The sequence below is a fragment of the Micromonospora sp. NPDC047620 genome (assembly GCF_043205005.1).
In the GTDB taxonomy this organism is placed as follows: Bacteria; Actinomycetota; Actinomycetes; order Mycobacteriales; family Micromonosporaceae; genus Micromonospora.
The window spans coordinates 50,241-67,088 of record NZ_JBIDDG010000034.1; the positions used below are offsets into that span (position 1 = coordinate 50,241).

Sequence of the window (16,848 nt, forward strand, 5' to 3'; positions counted from 1 at the left end):
TGGAGGGGTGCGTGAAGCGAAACTGGGAAGCCCTGGTGCTGAAGGCGATGGGCGGCCGTGACTTCCGGCTGACCGTGCTCGGCGCCGAGTCGGTGGGCAGGAACTACCGCCGCCTGCACATGGACGGCGGCGGGCTGCTGGAGGCGTGCGGCGTGCACCCCACCATGTGGGTCCGGCTGTGGTTCGAGAACGACGGCAAGCCGCACCAGCGCGCGTACACCCTCGTCGACCCGGAACCGGCGACGGGCCGGTTCGACCTGGAGTTCGCCATCCACGACGGGTGTGCCGCCCGCTGGGCCGCGGACGCCAAGCCCGGCGACACCATCGACGCCACCATGCAGGGCAGTGCGTTCAGCCTGCCGGACCCCGCCCCGCGGCACCTGTACCTGGTCGGCGACGCCGCCTCGCTCCCGGCGGTGAACAGCCTGCTCGACGCGGCCCCCGACGTCCCGGCCACGGTCTGGCTGGAGTACGCCGACGACGGCGAGAAGGCCCTGACGCCGCGCGCCCGGGCGGGGCACGAGGTCACGTGGGTGCCGCGCCGCGACGACGGACGGCACCTGGTCGACACCGTCTGCGCCGCGCTGCCCGCCACCGACGACGCGCACTACTGGGTGGCCTGCGAGGCGGCCAGCACGCGCGGCATCACCAAACACGTGCGGCGGACGCTGGGCGTCGGCAAGCACCAGGTCACCTCGCTGGGCTACTGGAGCGCCCGGTGAAGGGTCGGCTCGGCACCCTCACCGCGCTCTACGTCACCCAGTACCTCGGCATCGGCTTCATCACCGTCGGGCTGACCGCCATCCTGCGCGACGGCGGCACCTCCCTCGACACGCTGGCGCTGCTGCAGTTCGTCGGCCTGGTCTGGCCGGTCAAGTTCCTCTGGGCGCCGATCCTCGACCGGTACGGCTCCCGCCGCCGCGGCCACTACCGGTCATGGCTGCTGGTGCTCCAGGGCGGCCTGGTGCTGGCCCTGCTGGCGCTGCTGCCGTTCGGCCGGCCGGCCGAGCAGCTCGGCCCGGTCGTCGCGATCTGCGTCGCGTACGTGTTCCTCTCCGCGACGCAGGACATCGCCGTCGACGCGGTGGCCGTCCGGCTGCTGTCGGAGCGGGCGCGGGGCGCCGGCAGCGGGATCCAGGTCGCCGCGAGCTACGTCGGCAACCTGCTCGGCGGTGGCGCCTGCGTGATCGTCTACGACCGGTTCGGCTGGGTGCCCGCGATCCTGCTGCTGGCCGTGCTGACCGCCGTCGGCCTGCTGGTGGTGTGGCGGTTCCGGGAGCCCGCCCGCGCCGACCGCGTCCGGACCGGCCAGGCGTACCGGGCGCTGCTGTCCGTGTTCGGCCAGCCCGGCTGCCGGTGGTGGACCTTCGGCGTGGTTCCCCTGGTCTACACCGGAGCCGGCGCGGCGTACGCCCTCGTCACGCCGGCCCTGGTCGACGCGGACTGGTCGTTGGAGCGCATCGGCGTCGTGACCGGCGTGGTGACCAGCGTGCCGGCCGTCGCGGCCGGTCTGGTCGCCGGGATCGGGATCGGCCGGTTCGGGCGCGCCGGCGTGCTCGTCGCCGGGGGAGTGGCGCTGGCGGCGTCCACCGCGATGCTGCTGCCGCTGATGAACGGCCGCGCCCCGCTCGGCGGGACGGTCGCCGCGCTGGGCTGCTTCATGGCCGCGTACACGGCCGCCAACGTCGTGCTCTACACGGTCAACATGGACTACTCCCGCCCCGGCACGGGCGGCACGGACTTCACCGTGCTGTCGTCGTTCGGGCTGGTCTGCTCGTTCGTGGCCGCCTCCGTCGCGTTGGCCGCGGCCGGTCAGGTTGGCTATCCGGCGGTCGCGGTGGCCGCCATCGTCCTGGTGGGACTCGGCGTCGCGGTGGGCGTGGCGCACCAGCGGCGGTTTCGGCGTCCCGCCGCGGCGGCGCCCGGGGATCGGGTGTTGGCGACAGCGTCGAACTGAGCGAAATCGATTCGACGCGGCAACATCTTTGACACGAACTTAGGTTAGGGTAACCTAAGTTCGCTCGATCATCGGATCGCGGGCGACAGGCGACGTCCACGTCCCCCGCCCGTGTCCACTCCCGACCGCTGAGGACCCGCATGAGCCTGCCCGGATCCACCGTCCAGGCACCGTCGACCGGGGTGACCCCCGGGACGAACGGCGCCCGCGCCCACCTGTTCACCGCCGGTTCGGTCGAGGACTACCGGCGCGTGCTGGCCGCCGGCATCGACCGGGTGGCGACCCGGGTGGCCGGCGCGGACCGGCCGTTCACGGGCGTGACACCGGACGAGCTGGCGCCCCGGATCGCCGGCATCGACCTGGACCGGCCGCTGGGCGACACCGGCGCCGCGCTCGACGAGCTCCAGGACGTGTACCTGCGCGACGCCGTCTTCTTCCACCACCCCCGCTACCTGGCGCACCTCAACTGCCCGGTGGTGATCCCCGCGCTGCTCGCCGAGGCCGTGCTCAGCGCCGTCAACTCCTCCCTGGACACCTGGGACCAGAGCGCCGGGGGCACCCTGATCGAGCGCCGGCTGGTCGACTGGACGGCCGAGCGGATCGGCCTGGGGCCGGCCGCCGACGGCGTCTTCACCAGCGGCGGCACGCAGTCCAACCTCCAGGCGATGCTGCTTGCCCGCGAGGAGACCTGCGCCCGGGCGACCGGCCGGGCGATCGGGCAGCCGTCCCGCCCGGAGCTGCTGTCCCGACTGCGCGTCATCACCTCGGCGGCCGGCCACTTCAGCGTGCAGAAGGCGGCCAAGCTGCTCGGCCTCGGCGCGGACGCGGTCGTCACCGTGCCCACCGACGCCGACCGGCGGATGCGCACGGACGAGCTGGCCCGCGAGCTCGACCGGTGCCGCGGCGAGGGGCTGGTGGTGATGGCGGTGGTGGCCACCGCCGGCACCACCGACTTCGGCACCATCGACCCGCTGCCGCAGATCGCCGACGTCTGCGCGGCGGCCGGCGTGTGGCTGCACGTCGACGCCGCGTACGGCTGCGGGCTGCTGGTGTCGCCGACCCGGCGGCACCTGCTCGACGGCATCGAACGGGCCGACTCGGTCACCGTCGACTACCACAAGTCGTTCTTCCAGCCGGTCAGCTCCAGCGCCCTGCTGGTGCGCGACCGGCGGGTGCTGCGGCACGCCACCTGGCACGCCGACTACCTCAATCCCGCCCGGATGGTCGAGCAGCGCATCCCCAACCAGGTCGACAAGAGCATCCAGACCACCCGCCGCTTCGACGCGCTGAAGCTCTGGCTGACCCTGCGGATCATGGGACCGGACGCCATCGGCGCGCTCTTCGACGAGGTGGTGGACCGGGCCGCCGACGCCTGGCAACTGCTCACCGAGGACCCCCGCTTCGAGGTGGTCACGCGGTCGCAGCTCAGCACCGTGGTCTTCCGCTACCTGCCGACCGGCCCCGGCCGCGACCTCGTCGACGACGCCAACCTGTACGCCCGCGAGGCGCTGGCGGCCTCCGGCGCCGGCCTGGTCGCCGGGACCAGGGTCGACGGCGCGCACCACCTCAAGTTCACCCTGCTCAACCCCGAGACCACGCTGGACGACATCGCCCACGTCCTCGACCTCGTCGCCGACCACGCCGGCTGGTACGCGCACACCAGGGCGACCGCCGAGCTGACCTGCCCCGTCGGCTGACGACCCGTTTCCGCTGGAGAGAACCCATGTCGACGCACGACTTCATCGCCGTCGGGCTGGGCCCGTACAACCTGGGCCTGGCCTGCCTGACCGAACCGATCGAGGAGCTCGACGGTCTCTTCCTGGAGGCGCGGGACACCTTCAGCTGGCATCCCGGGATGCTGCTGGAGTCGACCCGCCTCCAGACGCCGTTCATCGCCGACCTGGTCACCCTCGCCGACCCGACCTCCCCGTACTCCTTCCTGGCCTATCTGAAGGAGTCGGGGCGGCTCTACCCGTTCTACATCCGGGAAAGCTTCTTCCCGCTGCGCAGCGAGTACGACGACTACTGCCGCTGGGCCGCCGGCAAGCTCCGCGGCATCCGGTTCGGACAGCGGGTGACGTCCGTCGAGTTCGACCCGGCCGACGAGCACTACGTCGTGCGGGCCACCGTGACCGCCACGGGGGAACAGGTCACGTACCGCGCCCGGCACCTCGTGCTCGGCACCGGCACCCCGCCGCACGTGCCCGACGCCTGCCGGGGGCTCGGCGGCGACGCGATCCACAACTCGCAGTACCTGGAGCACCGGGCGGCGCTGCGCGCAAAGCGCAGCATCACGGTCGTCGGCAGCGGTCAGAGCGCGGCCGAGATCTACCACGACCTGCTCGGCGACATCGACGCCTGCGACTACCAGCTGAACTGGGTCACCCGGTCGCCCCGGTTCTTCCCGCTCGAATACACCAAGCTGACCCTGGAGATGACCTCACCGGACTACGTGGACCACTTCCACGCCCTGCCCGAGGCGACCCGCTACCGGCTGGAGTCCGCGCAGAAGGGGCTGTTCAAGGGCATCAACGCCGACCTGATCAACGACATCTACGACCTGCTCTACGCCAAGAGCATCGGCGGACCGGTGCGCACCCGGCTGTTGACCAACACCGCGCTCACCACCGCCGCGTACGACGAGCCGAGCGGAACGTACGCGCTGGGGCTGCGCAACGTCGAGCAGGACCGCGACTTCACCCTGGACACCGAGGGGCTGGTCCTCGCCACCGGCTACCAATACCGGGTCCCGGAGTTCCTCGCTCCGGTGCGCGACCGCATCCGCTGGGACGACCACGGCCGCTTCGACGTGGCCCGCAACTACAGCATCGACCACACCGGCCGGGGCATCTTCCTGCAGAACGCCGGCACCCACACGCACAGCATCACGTCACCCGACCTGGGCATGGGCCCGTACCGCAACTCGTGGATCATCCGGGAGCTGCTCGGCCGCGAGCACTACCCGGTCGAGAAGCGCATCGCCTTCCAGGAGTTCGGCGTGCCGGCCGGGGCCACGTCGTGACCGAGGTCGTCCACCGCCGCGTCGACGACCGGCTCGGCGAGTTCGCGCTGCGTACCCTCGACCCGGACGCCGACGCCGCGCTGCTGCACCGCTGGGTGACCCACCCGAAGGCGGCGTTCTGGCTGATGCAGGACGCCGACGTGGCCCGGGTCGCGCAGGAGTACCGGCGGATCGCCGCGCACCCGCACCACGACGCGTTCCTCGGCCTGCACGAGGGGCGACCCGCCTTCCTCGCCGAGCGGTACGACCCCGCCCGCGTCGAACTCGTCGGCCTGCACGACGCGGCCGACGGCGACGTCGGCATGCACTTCCTCTGCGCGCCCACCGACGCGCCCGTGCACGGCTTCACCCGCGCGGTGATCACCACCGTGATGACGTGGCTGTTCGCCGACCCGGCCACCCGGCGGGTCGTCGTGGAGCCCGACGTGCGCAACACGGCGGTGCACGCCCTCAACGCGGCCGTCGGCTTCACCGTCGTCGGCCAGATCGCCAAGCCGGAGAAGGACGCGCTGCTCAGCGTCTGCACCCGCGCCCGGTTCGAGGCCGCGACCGGCGCCGGCGCGACCGACACCCACCCCGCCGCAACCCGAGGAGACCTGCCCGCGTGAACCCCTCCGTATCCGTGGCCCACCTGACGCCGGAGAGCTGGGCCCGCGCCAACCGGCTGCTGGTCCGCAAGGCCCTGGCCGAGTTCGCCCACGAACGGCTGCTCGCACCCGAGCCGGTCCCCGCCGACGCGGACGGCCCGGCGGCGGAGGAGCGCCGCTACGAGGTGCGCGGCGACGACGGCGACGTGGTCTACCGGTTCACCGCGAGCCTGCTGGCCCTGGACCACTGGCGGATCGACGCCGACAGCGTCACCCGCCACCGCGGCGACACGGAGCTGCCGCTGGACGCCCTCGAGTTCTGCCTCGACCTGCGCGGCGCGCTGGGCCTGCGCGACGAGATCCTCCCCGTCTACCTGGAGGAGATCAGCTCCACTCTCGCCAGCACCGCGTACAAGCTCGACAAGCCGGCGGTGAGCGCCGCCGACCTCGCCCGCGCGGACTTCCAGACCATCGAGACCGAGATGACCGAGGGCCACCCGGGCTTCGTCGCGAACAACGGCCGCATCGGCTTCGGCATCGACGAATACCGCGCGTACGCGCCGGAGGCCGCCCGCCCGGTCCGGCTGGTCTGGCTGGCCGCGCACCGGGACCGGACCACCTTCACCTGCGCCGCCGACCTCGACTACGACACGCTGCTCCGCGCCGAACTCGGCGACGACACCCTCGCCGCCTTCGCGGGCACCCTGACCGGGCTCGGCCTCGACCCGGCCGACTACCTGTTCATCCCCGTGCACCCGTGGCAGTGGTGGAACCGGATCTCCGTCACGTTCGCCGCCGAGGTGGCACAGCGCCGGCTGGTGTGCCTCGGCCCCGGCCCCGACGAGTACCTCGCCCAGCAGTCCATCCGCACCTTCTTCAACGTCACCGACCCGACCCGGCACTACGTCAAGACGGCGCTGTCCGTGCTGAACATGGGCTTCCTGCGGGGGCTGTCCGCCGCGTACATGGAGGCCACCCCGGCCATCAACGACTGGCTCGCCGACCTGATCGACGGCGACGAGGTCCTCAAGCGCACCGGGTTGACGATCATCCGGGAGCGGGCCGCCATCGGGTACCGGCACCTGGAGTACGAGGCGGCGACCGACCCGTACTCCCCGTACCGGAAGATGCTGGCCGCGCTGTGGCGGGAGAGCCCGGTGCCCGGCCTGGAGCCGGGCCGGCGACTGGCCACCATGGCGTCCCTGCTGCACACCGACCGCGACGGCCGGTCGTTCGCCGCCGCGCTGATCGCCCAGTCCGGGCTGGCGCCGCAGGTGTGGCTGCGCCGCTACCTCGACGCCTACCTCACCCCGCTGCTGCACAGCTTCTACGCCCACGACCTGGCCTTCATGCCGCACGGCGAGAACGTCATCCTCGTCCTGGACGGCGGGACGGTCGAGCGGGCCGTCTTCAAGGACATCGCCGAGGAGATCGTGGTGATGGACCCGGACGCCGACCTGCCCCCGCAGGTCGGGCGGGTCCGGGCCGAGGTGCCGGAGGACATGAAGCTGTTGTCGATCTTCACCGACGTCTTCGACTGCTTCCTGCGCTACCTCAACGCGATCCTGGCCACCGAGGGCGTGCTGGACGAGGACGCCTTCTGGCGCACCGTCGCCCAGTGCGCGGCCGACTACGCCGACAGCGTCCCCCACCTGGCCGAGCGGCTGCGGCGCTACGACCTGTTCGCCCCGGAGTTCGCGCTGTCCTGCCTCAACCGGCTCCAGCTGCGCAACAACCGGCAGATGGTCGACCTCGCCGACCCGTCGGCTGCGCTGCAACTGGTCGGCACCCTGGCCAACCCCATCGCCCGCTTCGCGCCGACCCGATGACCGCCACGACCGTCGCGCCCGCCGGCGGGACAGCGCTCGGCGGCGCGGGCGGCCGGGTGCGGGGCCGGTGGCTGATCCTCGGCGTGCTCTGCCTCGCCCAGGTCACCGTGGTGCTCGACAACACGGTGCTGACCGTGGCCATCCCGGTGCTCACGACCGAGCTGTCCGCCAGCACCGCCGACGTCCAGTGGATGATCAACGCGTACGCCCTGGTCCAGTGCGGCCTGCTGCTCACCGCGGGCAGCGCCGCCGACCGGTACGGCCGGCGACGGATGCTGCTGGCCGGTCTCGTGCTGTTCGGGCTCGGGTCCCTCGCCGCCGGGCTCGCGCAGTCCGGCGGCCAGCTGATCGCCGCCCGGGCCGGGATGGGGATCGGCGGCGCACTCCTGGTCACCGCCACCCTCGCGGTGGCGATGCAGGTCTTCGACGACGCCGAGCGGTCCCGCGCGATCGGGCTCTGGGCCGCGGCGAGCGCGCTGGGGTTCGCGGCCGGGCCACCCTTCGGCGGGCTCGTCCTCGCCCACCTGCCCTGGGGGGCGATCTTCCTGGTCAACGTCCCGATCGTGCTGGTCTGCCTGGTGGCGGCGTGGGCGCTGGTGCCGGAGTCGCGCCGCCCGACCGGCGGACGCCTCGACCTGGGCGGGGTGCTGCTCTCCACGGCGGGCCTGACCGCGGTGGTCTACGCGATCATCGCGGGGCCGGAGCGGGGCTGGGCGGCCGTCCCGGTGCTGGGCGCGGCCGGCGCGGGGATGCTCCTCCTCGCCGCCTTCGTGGCCTGGGAGCGGCGGGCCGCCGACCCGATGCTGGACATGCACTTCTTCCGCAGCCGGCGCTTCGTGGGCGCGGTCTCCGGGGTCGTCCTGATCACCTTCGGCGCCACCGGCGCGCTGTTCCTGCTGACCCAGCACCTGCAGTTCGTACGCGGCTACCCGGCCTGGGAGGCGGGGCTGCGGATGGCGCCGTTCGCGCTGTCCATCGTCCTGCTCAACGTGGCCGGCGTCGCCGCCCGGGTGATCCGCCGGCTCGGGCTGCCCCGGTCGATCGCGCTCGGGATGACGCTGCTCGCCGGCGGACTCGCCCTCATCACCCACGCCCCGACGGACGGCTACGGGGTGCTGCTGCCGGGGCTGCTCGTGATGGGCGCCGGCTGCGCCGTGGCGAACCCGGCCATCGTCGAGGCGGTGATGAGCGCGATCCCGCCGGAGAAGGCCGGGGCCGGGGCCGGGGTGGACGGCACGATGACGGAGGTCGGCAGCAGCCTCGGCATCGCCGTGCTCGGCGCGATCCTGAACGCCCGGTTCGCCGCCCTGCTGCCCGCCGCGCTGGCCGGGGCCGGGTCGTTCCCCGCCGCCCTGGCGGCCGCCGGGACCGAGGCGGAACGCGGGCTCGTCGCCGACGCGTTCCGCTCCGCGCTGGAGACCGGCCAGACGGTCGGCGCGGTGGCCGTCTTCGCCGGCGGCTGCGTCGCCGCCGCGCTGCTGCGCCGGGCCGAGCGGGCCGGCTGAGCCCGCGTCCTCCGGCCGACCATGCCGACGCCGCCACGCCCGGCGGCGCCGGATCAGGGTCGGCTGCGTCGGCGTCAGGCCGGCGGCGTCTGCGCCGGATCAGGGCCGGCGGCGTCAGCGTCAGGCCGGCTGTGCCGGGGGTCAGGCCGGTAGTGCCGGCGTCACGGTCGACGGAGCGTCCGGAGCGCACCGGCCCAGGCGACGACCTGGTCCAGCATGGTGCTGACGGCCTCCTCGTGGTGGGCCGCCGGCCGGAAGTCGCGGAAGTTCACGAAGTCCGCCGTCAGGGAGAGCGCGACCTGCGACCGGACGTCGGCCACCCCGAGCTGCCCGAGCACCAGCCGCAGGTGCTCCGCCGCGCGGGTGCCGCCGTGCACGCCGTAGCTGACGAGACCGGCGGACTTGTGCTGCCACTCCTGGAAGAGGAAGTCGACGGCGTCCTTCAGCGCGCCCGGGATCGAGTGGTTGTACTCCGGGGTGACGAAGACGAACCCGTCGAACCCCGCCACGGTCGCCGCCCACCGGCGCACGGCCGGCCGCGTCGACGGCGCCATCGACGGCGGCAGCACCTCGTCGAAGTGCGGCAGGCGGTAGTCGGCGATGTCGACCAGCTCGACGGTGAGGTCGCCGCGCTTGGCGGCGAGGTCCCGCACCCAGCGGGCCACGACGTCGGCCTTGCGTCCGGGCCGCGTACTGCCGACGACGACACCGATCCTGACCATGGTTGATCTCCTCTACGGGGTGGGGACGGGACGGACGGGGGCCGGTGCGGCGCTCAGGCCCCGGGCCAGTTCCACCGCGCCGTGTAGGGACGACAGGCCGCCGAGGGCGGCGGGGAGCACCGGCGGCGCGGGACGGCCGGGCCGGCCCGCCGACCGGGCGTGCTCGGCGACGAGCGGGACGAAGCCGGGCAGCCCGGCGGCGAACCCGCCGCCGACGATCGCCGCCGCCGGGTCCAGCAGCTCGCCGAGGCTGACCACCGCCGCCGCCAGGGCGCGGCAGCTCGCGTCGACCGCCTCGACCGCCCAGTCGCGGCCGTCGCGCAGCCCGTCGCGCAGGTCGTCGAAGCCCACCTCGCCGCCCCGGGCGGCGCCCGCCCGGCGCAGGGTGGCCGGGCCGGACGCCACCGACTGGAGGCAGCCGCGCCGCCCGCAGTCGCAGCGCTCGCCGTCGAGAGCGACGACCATGTGCCCGATCTCCGCCGAGGAGCGGCCCGGCACCGGCCGTCCCGCCAGCACCACGCCGCCGCCGATGCCGGTGCCGACCCCCAGGTAGACCACGTCGTCGCGGCCGGCGTGCCGGGCCTCCGCCAGCGCCGCGAGGTCGCCGTCGTCGGCGACGGCCGTCGCCGCGCCGGGGAAGAGCCGACGCAGCGCGCCGGCGAGGTCCAGGCCGGCCCAGCTCGGCCGGCCGGGCCACGTCGTGACGGCGCCCGCCGCGTCCGTGGTCGCCGGCATCGCCACCCCGACCGCGCCGACCGGCCCCCACGCGTCGCGCAGCCGGGTCACCTCGGTGGCCAACGCGGCCAGGTCCGCGGTCGCGTCCGCGCCGTGCGGCCAGCGGAAGGTCCGGTCGTACGCCGGCCGGCCGGCCGCCTCGGCGCGCAGCGCCACCTTGGTGCCGCCGACGTCGACGCCGAGCACCCCGGCTGCGCTTCGCCCGTCGGGCCCGGCGGCGGGACGCTGTGGGTCGGGCACGACGTCTCAGCCCTCGAGCACGTGGAGGACCACCAGCGCCACCGCGGCGACGGCGAAGATCACCGGCGTCAGGGTCATGGCGGCCGGGTCCTTCGCACGGGCGTGGTAGACCACCGCGCCGACCATCTGCAGGGCGAGGCCGACGGCCGCCGCGATGCCCAGCGGCGCCCAGAGCAGCCCGAGCAGCAGACCGGCGACCGCGGCGATCTCCAGCACCCCGAGCACGCGGGTCAGGCCGGGGGAGACGCCGAGGTGTGCCATCCGCTCGCGCATCTGCGCCTGCCCGGTCAGCTTCGGCAGGGCGGTGCTCAGGAAGACCGAGGCGAGGATGACGGTCAGGGCGATGACGGCAATGTGCATGTGAGGTCCTTGGGGTGAGGCGGCAGGATGCGGACGACCGTACCGGTGCCGGATGGGCGCGGCCGGCGGCGGAGGGCGGCGCGCCGGGTCCTCACCGGACGGTGGCGACCAGGGCGCGGGCAGCCAGCCGGTAGCCCAGCGACCCGAGCCCGACGATGACGCCGCTGGCCAGCGGGGCGATGACCGAGTCGTGCCGGAAGCTCTCCCGGGCCCAGACGTTGGACAGGTGCACCTCGACGAAGGGGCGCGGGTAGTTGGCCAGCGCGTCGCGCAGGCTCCAGCCGGCGATCATCAGCGCGCCCGGGTTGACGATGGCGCCGACGGTGTCGTACCGGTTCTGGATCGCGCGGATCAGGGCGCCCTCGCAGTCGTGCTGCTCGGCCACCACCCGCCAGCCCCGCGCGGCGACCTCCTCGCCGACCGCCCGTTCGATGTCGTCGAGGGTGTCGGTGCCGTAGATCTCCGGCTCCCGACTGCCGAGGATGCCCAGGTTCGGGCCGTTCAGCAGCAGCACGTCCGGCACGCTTCACCTCGCGGGGGCGCGGGCCCTGTCCTGACAGGACCCGATGAGTGGTCCTCCGCAGTCTTACTACGCGGCCGGCGGAGGGCGACCCGGCGACGGCACCCGCGCGGGTGGACTAAGGGGTGCATAGGGGCTGTTAGGGGCGGTGACCCGGCGTCCGGTTCGGTTACCGTCCTGCCTGCTGAAGCGATGCCGCCGGCTCCACGGGGGCGTCACCTACCTCGAACCGGCCATCCGGCGCCCCGGTGGGCCCGGACCGCGTACCGGCGGTCCCGGGTCGTCCCGCCCGATGTCCGGCCGAAGCCCCTGGTCTGCCCGAGTTGGGAAGTGGGAAGTCATGAGTGGTCAGCCCTCGACGGTGTCGGAGTTCCCCGAGTGGCCGCAGTTCGGTGACGAGGAGCGCGCCGGACTGATCCGCGCCCTCGAGCAGGGCCAGTGGTGGCGGATGGGCGGTAGCGAGGTCGACTCCTTCGAGCAGGAGTTCGGCGCCTACCACGGCACGCCGCACGCGCTCGCCGTCACCAACGGCACCCACGCCCTCGAGGTCGCCCTGGAGGTGCTCGGCGTCGGCCCCGGCACCGAGGTGATCGTCCCGGCCTTCACGTTCATCTCGTCCTCGCTGGCCGCGCAGCGCCTGGGCGCCGTCGCCGTGCCGGTCGACGTCGACCTGGACACCTACAACATGGACCCGGTCGCGGTCGAGGCCGCCATCACGCCGCGTACCAAGGTCATCATGCCGGTGCACATGGCCGGCCAGTTCGCCGACATGGACGCGCTGAGCAAGCTCGCCGCCGACGCCGGGGTGGCACTGCTCCAGGACGCCGCGCACGCCCAGGGCGCGCAGTGGCAGGGCAAGCGGGCCGGGGCGCTCGGCTCGGTGGCCGCGTTCAGCTTCCAGAACGGCAAGCTGATGACCGCCGGCGAGGGCGGCGCGATCCTCTTCCCCGACGAGGAACTGCGCGAGCGGGCGTTCCTCGTGCACAGCTGCGGCCGGCCCCGCACCGACCGGGACTACCTGCACAGCACCACCGGCTCGAACTACCGGATGGGCGAGTTCACCGCCGCCGTGCTGCGCGCCCAGCTGGGCCGGCTGGACGAGCAGATCGCGGTGCGCGAGCAGCGCTGGCCGCTGCTGGCGAGCCTGCTCGCCGAGATCCCGGGCGTGGTGCCGCAGGGTCGCGACGAGCGCGGCGACCGCAACCCGCACTACATGGCCATGTTCCGGGTCCCCGGGATCACCATGGAGCGCCGCCGCGCCGTGGTGGACGCGCTGATCGCGCGGGGCGTTCCCGCGTTCGTGGCGTTCCGGGCCATCTACCGGTGCGAGGGCTTCTGGAAGGCCGGCGCCCCCGACGAGTCGGTCGAGGCGATCGCCGCCCGCTGCCCCAACGTCGAGCAGATCCACTCCGACTGCATCTGGCTGCACCACCGCACCCTGCTCGGCACCGAGCGGCAGATGCACGAGATTGCCGCCGTGCTCGCCGACGTCCTCGCCGGATGACCGGCCTGCCCCCGGCCGCCGCGACCGACCGCCCGGTGCGGGTCGCGGTGGCCGGCCTCGGGTGGGCCGGGCGGGAGATCTGGCTGCCCCGGCTCGCCGCGCACCCGGGTTTCACGGTGACCGCCGTGGTCGACCCGGTGCCCGGCGTCCGCGACCGGGCACGCGACAGCCACCACGTCCCCGCCGCGTACGCCGACGTCGACGAGCTGCCGGCCGACGCGGCCGACCTGGTGGTGGTCGCCGTGCCCAACCATCTGCACGCCACCGTTGCCGCCCGGCTGCTGCGCCGGGGCGTACCGGTGTTCCTGGAGAAGCCGGTCTGCCTGACCTCCGCCGAGGCGACCCTGCTCGCGGACGCGGAGCGCGACGGCGGCTCGGTGCTGCTCGCCGGCAGCGCCGCCCGCTACCGGGCCGACGTCCGGGCGCTGGCCGAGGCTGCCGGCGAACTGGGCCCGATCCGGCACGTCGACGTGGCCTGGGTCCGCGCGCGGGGCGTGCCCGACGCCGGCGGCTGGTTCACCCGGCGCGACCTCTCCGGCGGGGGCGCGCTGGTCGACCTCGGCTGGCACCTGCTCGACACGGTGCTGCCGATGCTCGGCCAGACCCGGGTCACCCACGCCATCGGCAGCGTCTCCGACGACTTCGTCAACGACAGCGCCGCCCACGCCGCCTGGCGCAGCGAGGCCGACACCGCCGGCCGCGCCCCCGGCGACGTCGAGGACACCGCCCGGGGCTTCCTGCTCACCGACACTGGCGCATCCGTCGCCCTGCACGCCTGCTGGGCCTCGCACGAGTCGCTCGACCGCACCACCATCACGGTGCACGGCGCGGCCGGCTCGGCGACGCTGCGCTGCACGTTCGGCTTCAGCCCGAACCGGGACCCGGAGCCGGTGCTGACCCGCACCCGCGACGGCGGGACCGAGCAGTTGCCGCTGCCCGCCGAGTCGATCGGCACCGAGTACGCCCGTCAACTCGACGCCCTCCCCGGACTGCTCGCCGACCCCGCCAGCCGGGGCGCGGCCGTCGCCGAGGCGCGTCGGACCATCGGCATCATCGAACGGATCTACGACTCCGCCCGGCCCACCGAGCCGGAGCGGCAGCACGCGCTGGCGGGCCATCGCGACCGGTGAGAACCACCGTCGACCCCACTCGCTTCCGGGAGCAGCCATGAGCCAACCACCGTCCACCGTCGACGCGACACCGTCCGTTGTCGACGTGGCCCGCCCGGCGCCGGCCCGAGGGCCGATCCGCGCGGTCGTGTTCGACCTCGACGGCGTCGTGGTCGACAGCTCCGCCGTCATGCGGGAGGCGTTCAGCATCGCGTACGCCGAGGTGGTGGGCGACGGGCCGGCGCCGTTCGAGGAGTACAACCGGCACATGGGCCGGTACTTCCCGGACATCATGCGGCTGATGGGGCTGCCGCTGGAGATGGAGGAGCCGTTCGTCCGGGAGAGCTACCGGATGGCGCACCTCGTGCCGCTGTTTCCTGGCGTACGGGAGACGCTGGAGACGCTGCACGGCCGGGGCATCCGGATGGCGATCGCGACCGGCAAGAGCGGGCCGCGGGCGCGCTCGCTGCTCGACACGCTCGGGGTGCTGGGGCTCTTCGACCACGTGATCGGGTCGGACGAGGTGGCCCGCCCGAAGCCGGCGCCGGACATCGTGCTCCAGGCGCTGGGGCTGATGGACGTGCCGCCGTCGCAGGCCATGATGGTGGGTGACGCGGTGATCGACCTGCTGAGCGGGCGCGAGGCCGGGGCGACGACGGTGGCCACGACGTGGCACGGCGGGGATGTCAGTGCGCTGCTGGCGGCTGGGCCGGATCTGGTCGCGCACGCTCCGGTGGACCTGCTCGAACAGTGCCCGGCGGCCCTCGTCCCCTGACGGCGCCTCGGCGGCTCTTCGAGCCAGCCGCCGGTTGCGGAAGAGCCCGCCGGCGCCGGCTGCCGCGGGGACGTCACTCGAGCTGCGTGAAGCCCGTCAGACGATGAATTGCACTTCCGGGAAGGCCGGGTTCGGGCCGTTGAGCAGGTGTCCCCGGTGGCGTAGGTGCAGGTCGAAGAACGCGAGCGGGTATGCCTGCTGGATCCGTACCGCCCGGGCCGGGTTGAGGGTGCCGATCCAGCCGGCGAGTTCCTCGTCGCTCATCCCGATGATCCTCGCCAGCTGCGGGATCAGCCACTGGTTGTCGCAGTACGCCCCGTGGCGCGCGCCGTCGGCGTGCACGTTGAGCCGCCATCCGCGTAGGTGGGACCAGAACTGGGCGACGCTCGGCTCGGCGGCCCGGGTGAACTCCGCGGTCATCAGCATGAACGGCCGGTCGAGGTCGGTGACCGGTGGCTGTGACTGCATCGGGCCGTCGAAGCTGAGCCCGGCCCGGACGCGCCGGTCCTGGTTCATGACGAGGGCGGTCGCGGTCGCGCCCTTCGACCAGCCGAACATGCCGATGCGACGCAGGTCGAGCGCGGCGCCCAGGCCGGCCGGTAGCGGACGCCGCTCGGCGTCGGGATTGCGGCCGGCGGCGAGGTCCTCGATGCGGTCGAGGACGAACCGGATGTCGTGGGAGGAGTCCCATGGTGTGAACGACAGGTCGAGGGGGACGGTGAGCCGGCCGCCGGGAAACTCGCTGAACCCGTCGTACGTGTGATCCACCGTGACCACGACATAGCCGTGGCTGGCGAGTTCCTGGACCACGATGGTGGCCTCGGCACGATGGCCGTCGTTGCCGTGGGAGAACACGATCACGGGCAGCCGTTCGGGTGCCCGGAGCGCCGGAGCTCCCTCGTGGCCGGCCGTGAGGGGCGCCGCCACGGCATCGGCGTCGAACCCGGCGGACACGAGCAGCGCGCGCACCGGCACGGCCCGATGCGGCATCGCGGGTGGCTGTCACTCACCCACCTGATCGACAACCTGTGTGACGCGCTGGCTCAGGACGCCACGGTCGACGGGCATCGCCCGCACGTCACCGAGGAGGGCCGGTCGGGTCGTCGACCTGTGGTCCGGCTTCGAGGAAGCGCAGCATGTGGGCGCCCAGCTCCTCCGCGAGGGCGTACGGGAACAGGTCGGTGCGGATGGTGGTGCGCAGGATGACCTCCCCGTTGCCGGGCAGCACCTCGACGAGGAGGCCCCCCGACCATTCCCGGGCGTACGGCTCGACGACCTCCTCGGTCCGGCAGCCGGGCAGCTCCAGGGGGCGCACCACGTTGTCCTGGTAGGCGAAGCTGGACAGGCTGGTGATCACCTCGCCCCCGAGGCCGAAGGTCGGGTCTGCGGTCATCTCCAGGAAGGAAACGTCCTGGGCGGCCATCAGCTCGTCGACGGTCCGCTGCACGGTCGGGATCAGGTTCCGCTCCGGTCCGTCGAACCGGACGCGGAGGCAGTTGGAGTTGATCCTGCTCGTGAAGGTGGAGTCGAGGACGCGGCTGCCGCGTTGGGCCACGATCATCAGTAGGCCGATGTCGTCCTGCTGGTGGAGGGCGCGCAGCGCGGTGGCGTAGGCGGCGGCGAAGTAGGCGGAGCGGCTGAACCGGTGTTCGCGGGCGGCCCGGTCCCAGCGTTCGAGCACGTCCGGCGTGACGGTGACGGTGTGTCCGGCCCTGGGGCCCCAGGCCGCCGGCTGTGGCAGCGCTGAGCCGGCCCCCTGGCGGGGCAGGCCGCGGAGCTGTTCGCGCCAGTACGCCCGCTGCGCTTCCAGGTCGGTGGCGGCACGCAGCCGGCTGTACTCGTCGTGGAACTGGCGCAGAGTGGGTGCGGGGCGGTTCCATGTGGGTGTCTGGCCGGTCAGGCGTGCGGTGTAGGCGTGGCTGAGGTCGTGGACGAGGAGGGCGTGTGACCATCCGTCGAAGGCGATGTGGTGGATGCCGATGC

General features: G+C 73.5%; 16 protein-coding genes. 10 read left to right on the forward strand and 6 right to left on the reverse strand.

Annotated elements, in window-relative coordinates:
• The first annotated feature begins 11 nt into the window (after positions 1-11).
• The 7 genes from ACGF5C_RS29410 (at position 12) to ACGF5C_RS29440 (ending at position 8,900) form a co-directional block, all read left to right on the forward strand.
• Positions 12-722 (forward strand): siderophore-interacting protein, encoded by a 711-nt coding sequence (locus tag ACGF5C_RS29410; protein ID WP_393306807.1) that lies wholly within the window; start codon positions 12-14, stop codon positions 720-722.
• Positions 719-1,957 (forward strand): MFS transporter, encoded by a 1,239-nt coding sequence (locus ACGF5C_RS29415; protein WP_393306809.1) that lies wholly within the window; start codon positions 719-721, stop codon positions 1,955-1,957. Before ACGF5C_RS29410 ends, ACGF5C_RS29415 begins: the two co-directional genes overlap by 4 nt.
• A 140-nt stretch (positions 1,958-2,097) precedes the next feature.
• Positions 2,098-3,654, forward strand: coding sequence for a pyridoxal phosphate-dependent decarboxylase family protein (locus ACGF5C_RS29420; protein WP_393306811.1), 1,557 nt, complete (start codon positions 2,098-2,100; stop codon positions 3,652-3,654).
• Positions 3,655-3,680: 26 nt separating this feature from the next.
• Positions 3,681-4,979 carry a lysine N(6)-hydroxylase/L-ornithine N(5)-oxygenase family protein gene (locus ACGF5C_RS29425; protein ID WP_393306813.1) on the forward strand — a complete coding sequence of 433 codons (1,299 nt, stop codon included), beginning with the start codon at positions 3,681-3,683 and terminating at the stop codon, positions 4,977-4,979.
• Positions 4,976-5,587, forward strand: coding sequence for a GNAT family N-acetyltransferase (locus ACGF5C_RS29430; RefSeq protein ID WP_393306815.1), 612 nt, complete (start codon positions 4,976-4,978; stop codon positions 5,585-5,587). The genes ACGF5C_RS29425 and ACGF5C_RS29430 overlap by 4 nt, the downstream gene beginning before the upstream one ends.
• Positions 5,584-7,395 (forward strand): IucA/IucC family protein, encoded by a 1,812-nt coding sequence (locus ACGF5C_RS29435; protein WP_393306817.1) that lies wholly within the window; start codon positions 5,584-5,586, stop codon positions 7,393-7,395. The genes ACGF5C_RS29430 and ACGF5C_RS29435 overlap by 4 nt, the downstream gene beginning before the upstream one ends.
• Positions 7,392-8,900: an MFS transporter gene (locus ACGF5C_RS29440; RefSeq protein WP_393306818.1), complete on the forward strand. Its 1,509-nt coding sequence runs from the start codon at positions 7,392-7,394 to the stop codon at positions 8,898-8,900. Before ACGF5C_RS29435 ends, ACGF5C_RS29440 begins: the two co-directional genes overlap by 4 nt.
• 161 nt (positions 8,901-9,061) lie before the next feature.
• Here the strand turns inward: ACGF5C_RS29440 and ACGF5C_RS29445 are convergent, their stop codons facing one another.
• The 4 genes from ACGF5C_RS29445 to ACGF5C_RS29460 all read right to left on the reverse strand — a co-directional run bounded on the left by ACGF5C_RS29445 (position 9,062) and on the right by ACGF5C_RS29460 (position 11,480).
• A complete protein-coding gene (locus ACGF5C_RS29445) occupies positions 9,062-9,622 on the reverse strand; it encodes an NADPH-dependent FMN reductase (protein ID WP_393306820.1) in 561 nt (186 codons plus the stop codon).
• A 12-nt stretch (positions 9,623-9,634) separates the two neighbouring features.
• Entirely contained in the window at positions 9,635-10,597 is a 963-nt protein-coding gene (locus ACGF5C_RS29450) for an ROK family protein (protein WP_393306822.1), read from the reverse strand.
• 6 nt (positions 10,598-10,603) lie between these two features.
• Positions 10,604-10,957 carry a DoxX family protein gene (locus ACGF5C_RS29455; protein ID WP_393306824.1) on the reverse strand — a complete coding sequence of 118 codons (354 nt, stop codon included), beginning with the start codon at positions 10,955-10,957 and terminating at the stop codon, positions 10,604-10,606.
• Positions 10,958-11,048: 91 nt separating this feature from the next.
• Positions 11,049-11,480 carry a type II 3-dehydroquinate dehydratase gene (locus ACGF5C_RS29460; protein ID WP_393306826.1) on the reverse strand — a complete coding sequence of 144 codons (432 nt, stop codon included), beginning with the start codon at positions 11,478-11,480 and terminating at the stop codon, positions 11,049-11,051.
• A gap of 337 nt (positions 11,481-11,817) precedes the next feature.
• Between ACGF5C_RS29460 and ACGF5C_RS29465 the strand changes: the two genes are divergently transcribed.
• The 3 genes from ACGF5C_RS29465 to ACGF5C_RS29475 are packed head-to-tail and all read left to right on the forward strand — an operon-like array spanning position 11,818 to position 14,865.
• On the forward strand, positions 11,818-12,981 hold the full coding sequence (locus ACGF5C_RS29465; RefSeq protein WP_393306828.1) for a DegT/DnrJ/EryC1/StrS family aminotransferase: 1,164 nt from the start codon (positions 11,818-11,820) through the stop codon (positions 12,979-12,981).
• Entirely contained in the window at positions 12,978-14,111 is a 1,134-nt protein-coding gene (locus tag ACGF5C_RS29470) for a Gfo/Idh/MocA family protein (protein WP_393306830.1), read from the forward strand. Before ACGF5C_RS29465 ends, ACGF5C_RS29470 begins: the two co-directional genes overlap by 4 nt.
• A 37-nt stretch (positions 14,112-14,148) precedes the next feature.
• Complete coding sequence (locus ACGF5C_RS29475) at positions 14,149-14,865, forward strand: HAD-IA family hydrolase (protein ID WP_393306832.1); 717 nt, start codon at positions 14,149-14,151, stop codon at positions 14,863-14,865.
• 96 nt (positions 14,866-14,961) lie between these two features.
• Here the strand turns inward: ACGF5C_RS29475 and ACGF5C_RS29480 are convergent, their stop codons facing one another.
• A complete protein-coding gene (locus tag ACGF5C_RS29480; RefSeq protein WP_393306834.1) occupies positions 14,962-15,855 on the reverse strand; it encodes an alpha/beta hydrolase family protein in 894 nt (297 codons plus the stop codon).
• A gap of 88 nt (positions 15,856-15,943) precedes the next feature.
• Positions 15,944-16,848 (reverse strand): condensation domain-containing protein (locus ACGF5C_RS29485; RefSeq protein WP_393306836.1); only part of this gene is annotated, 905 nt, incomplete at its 5' end.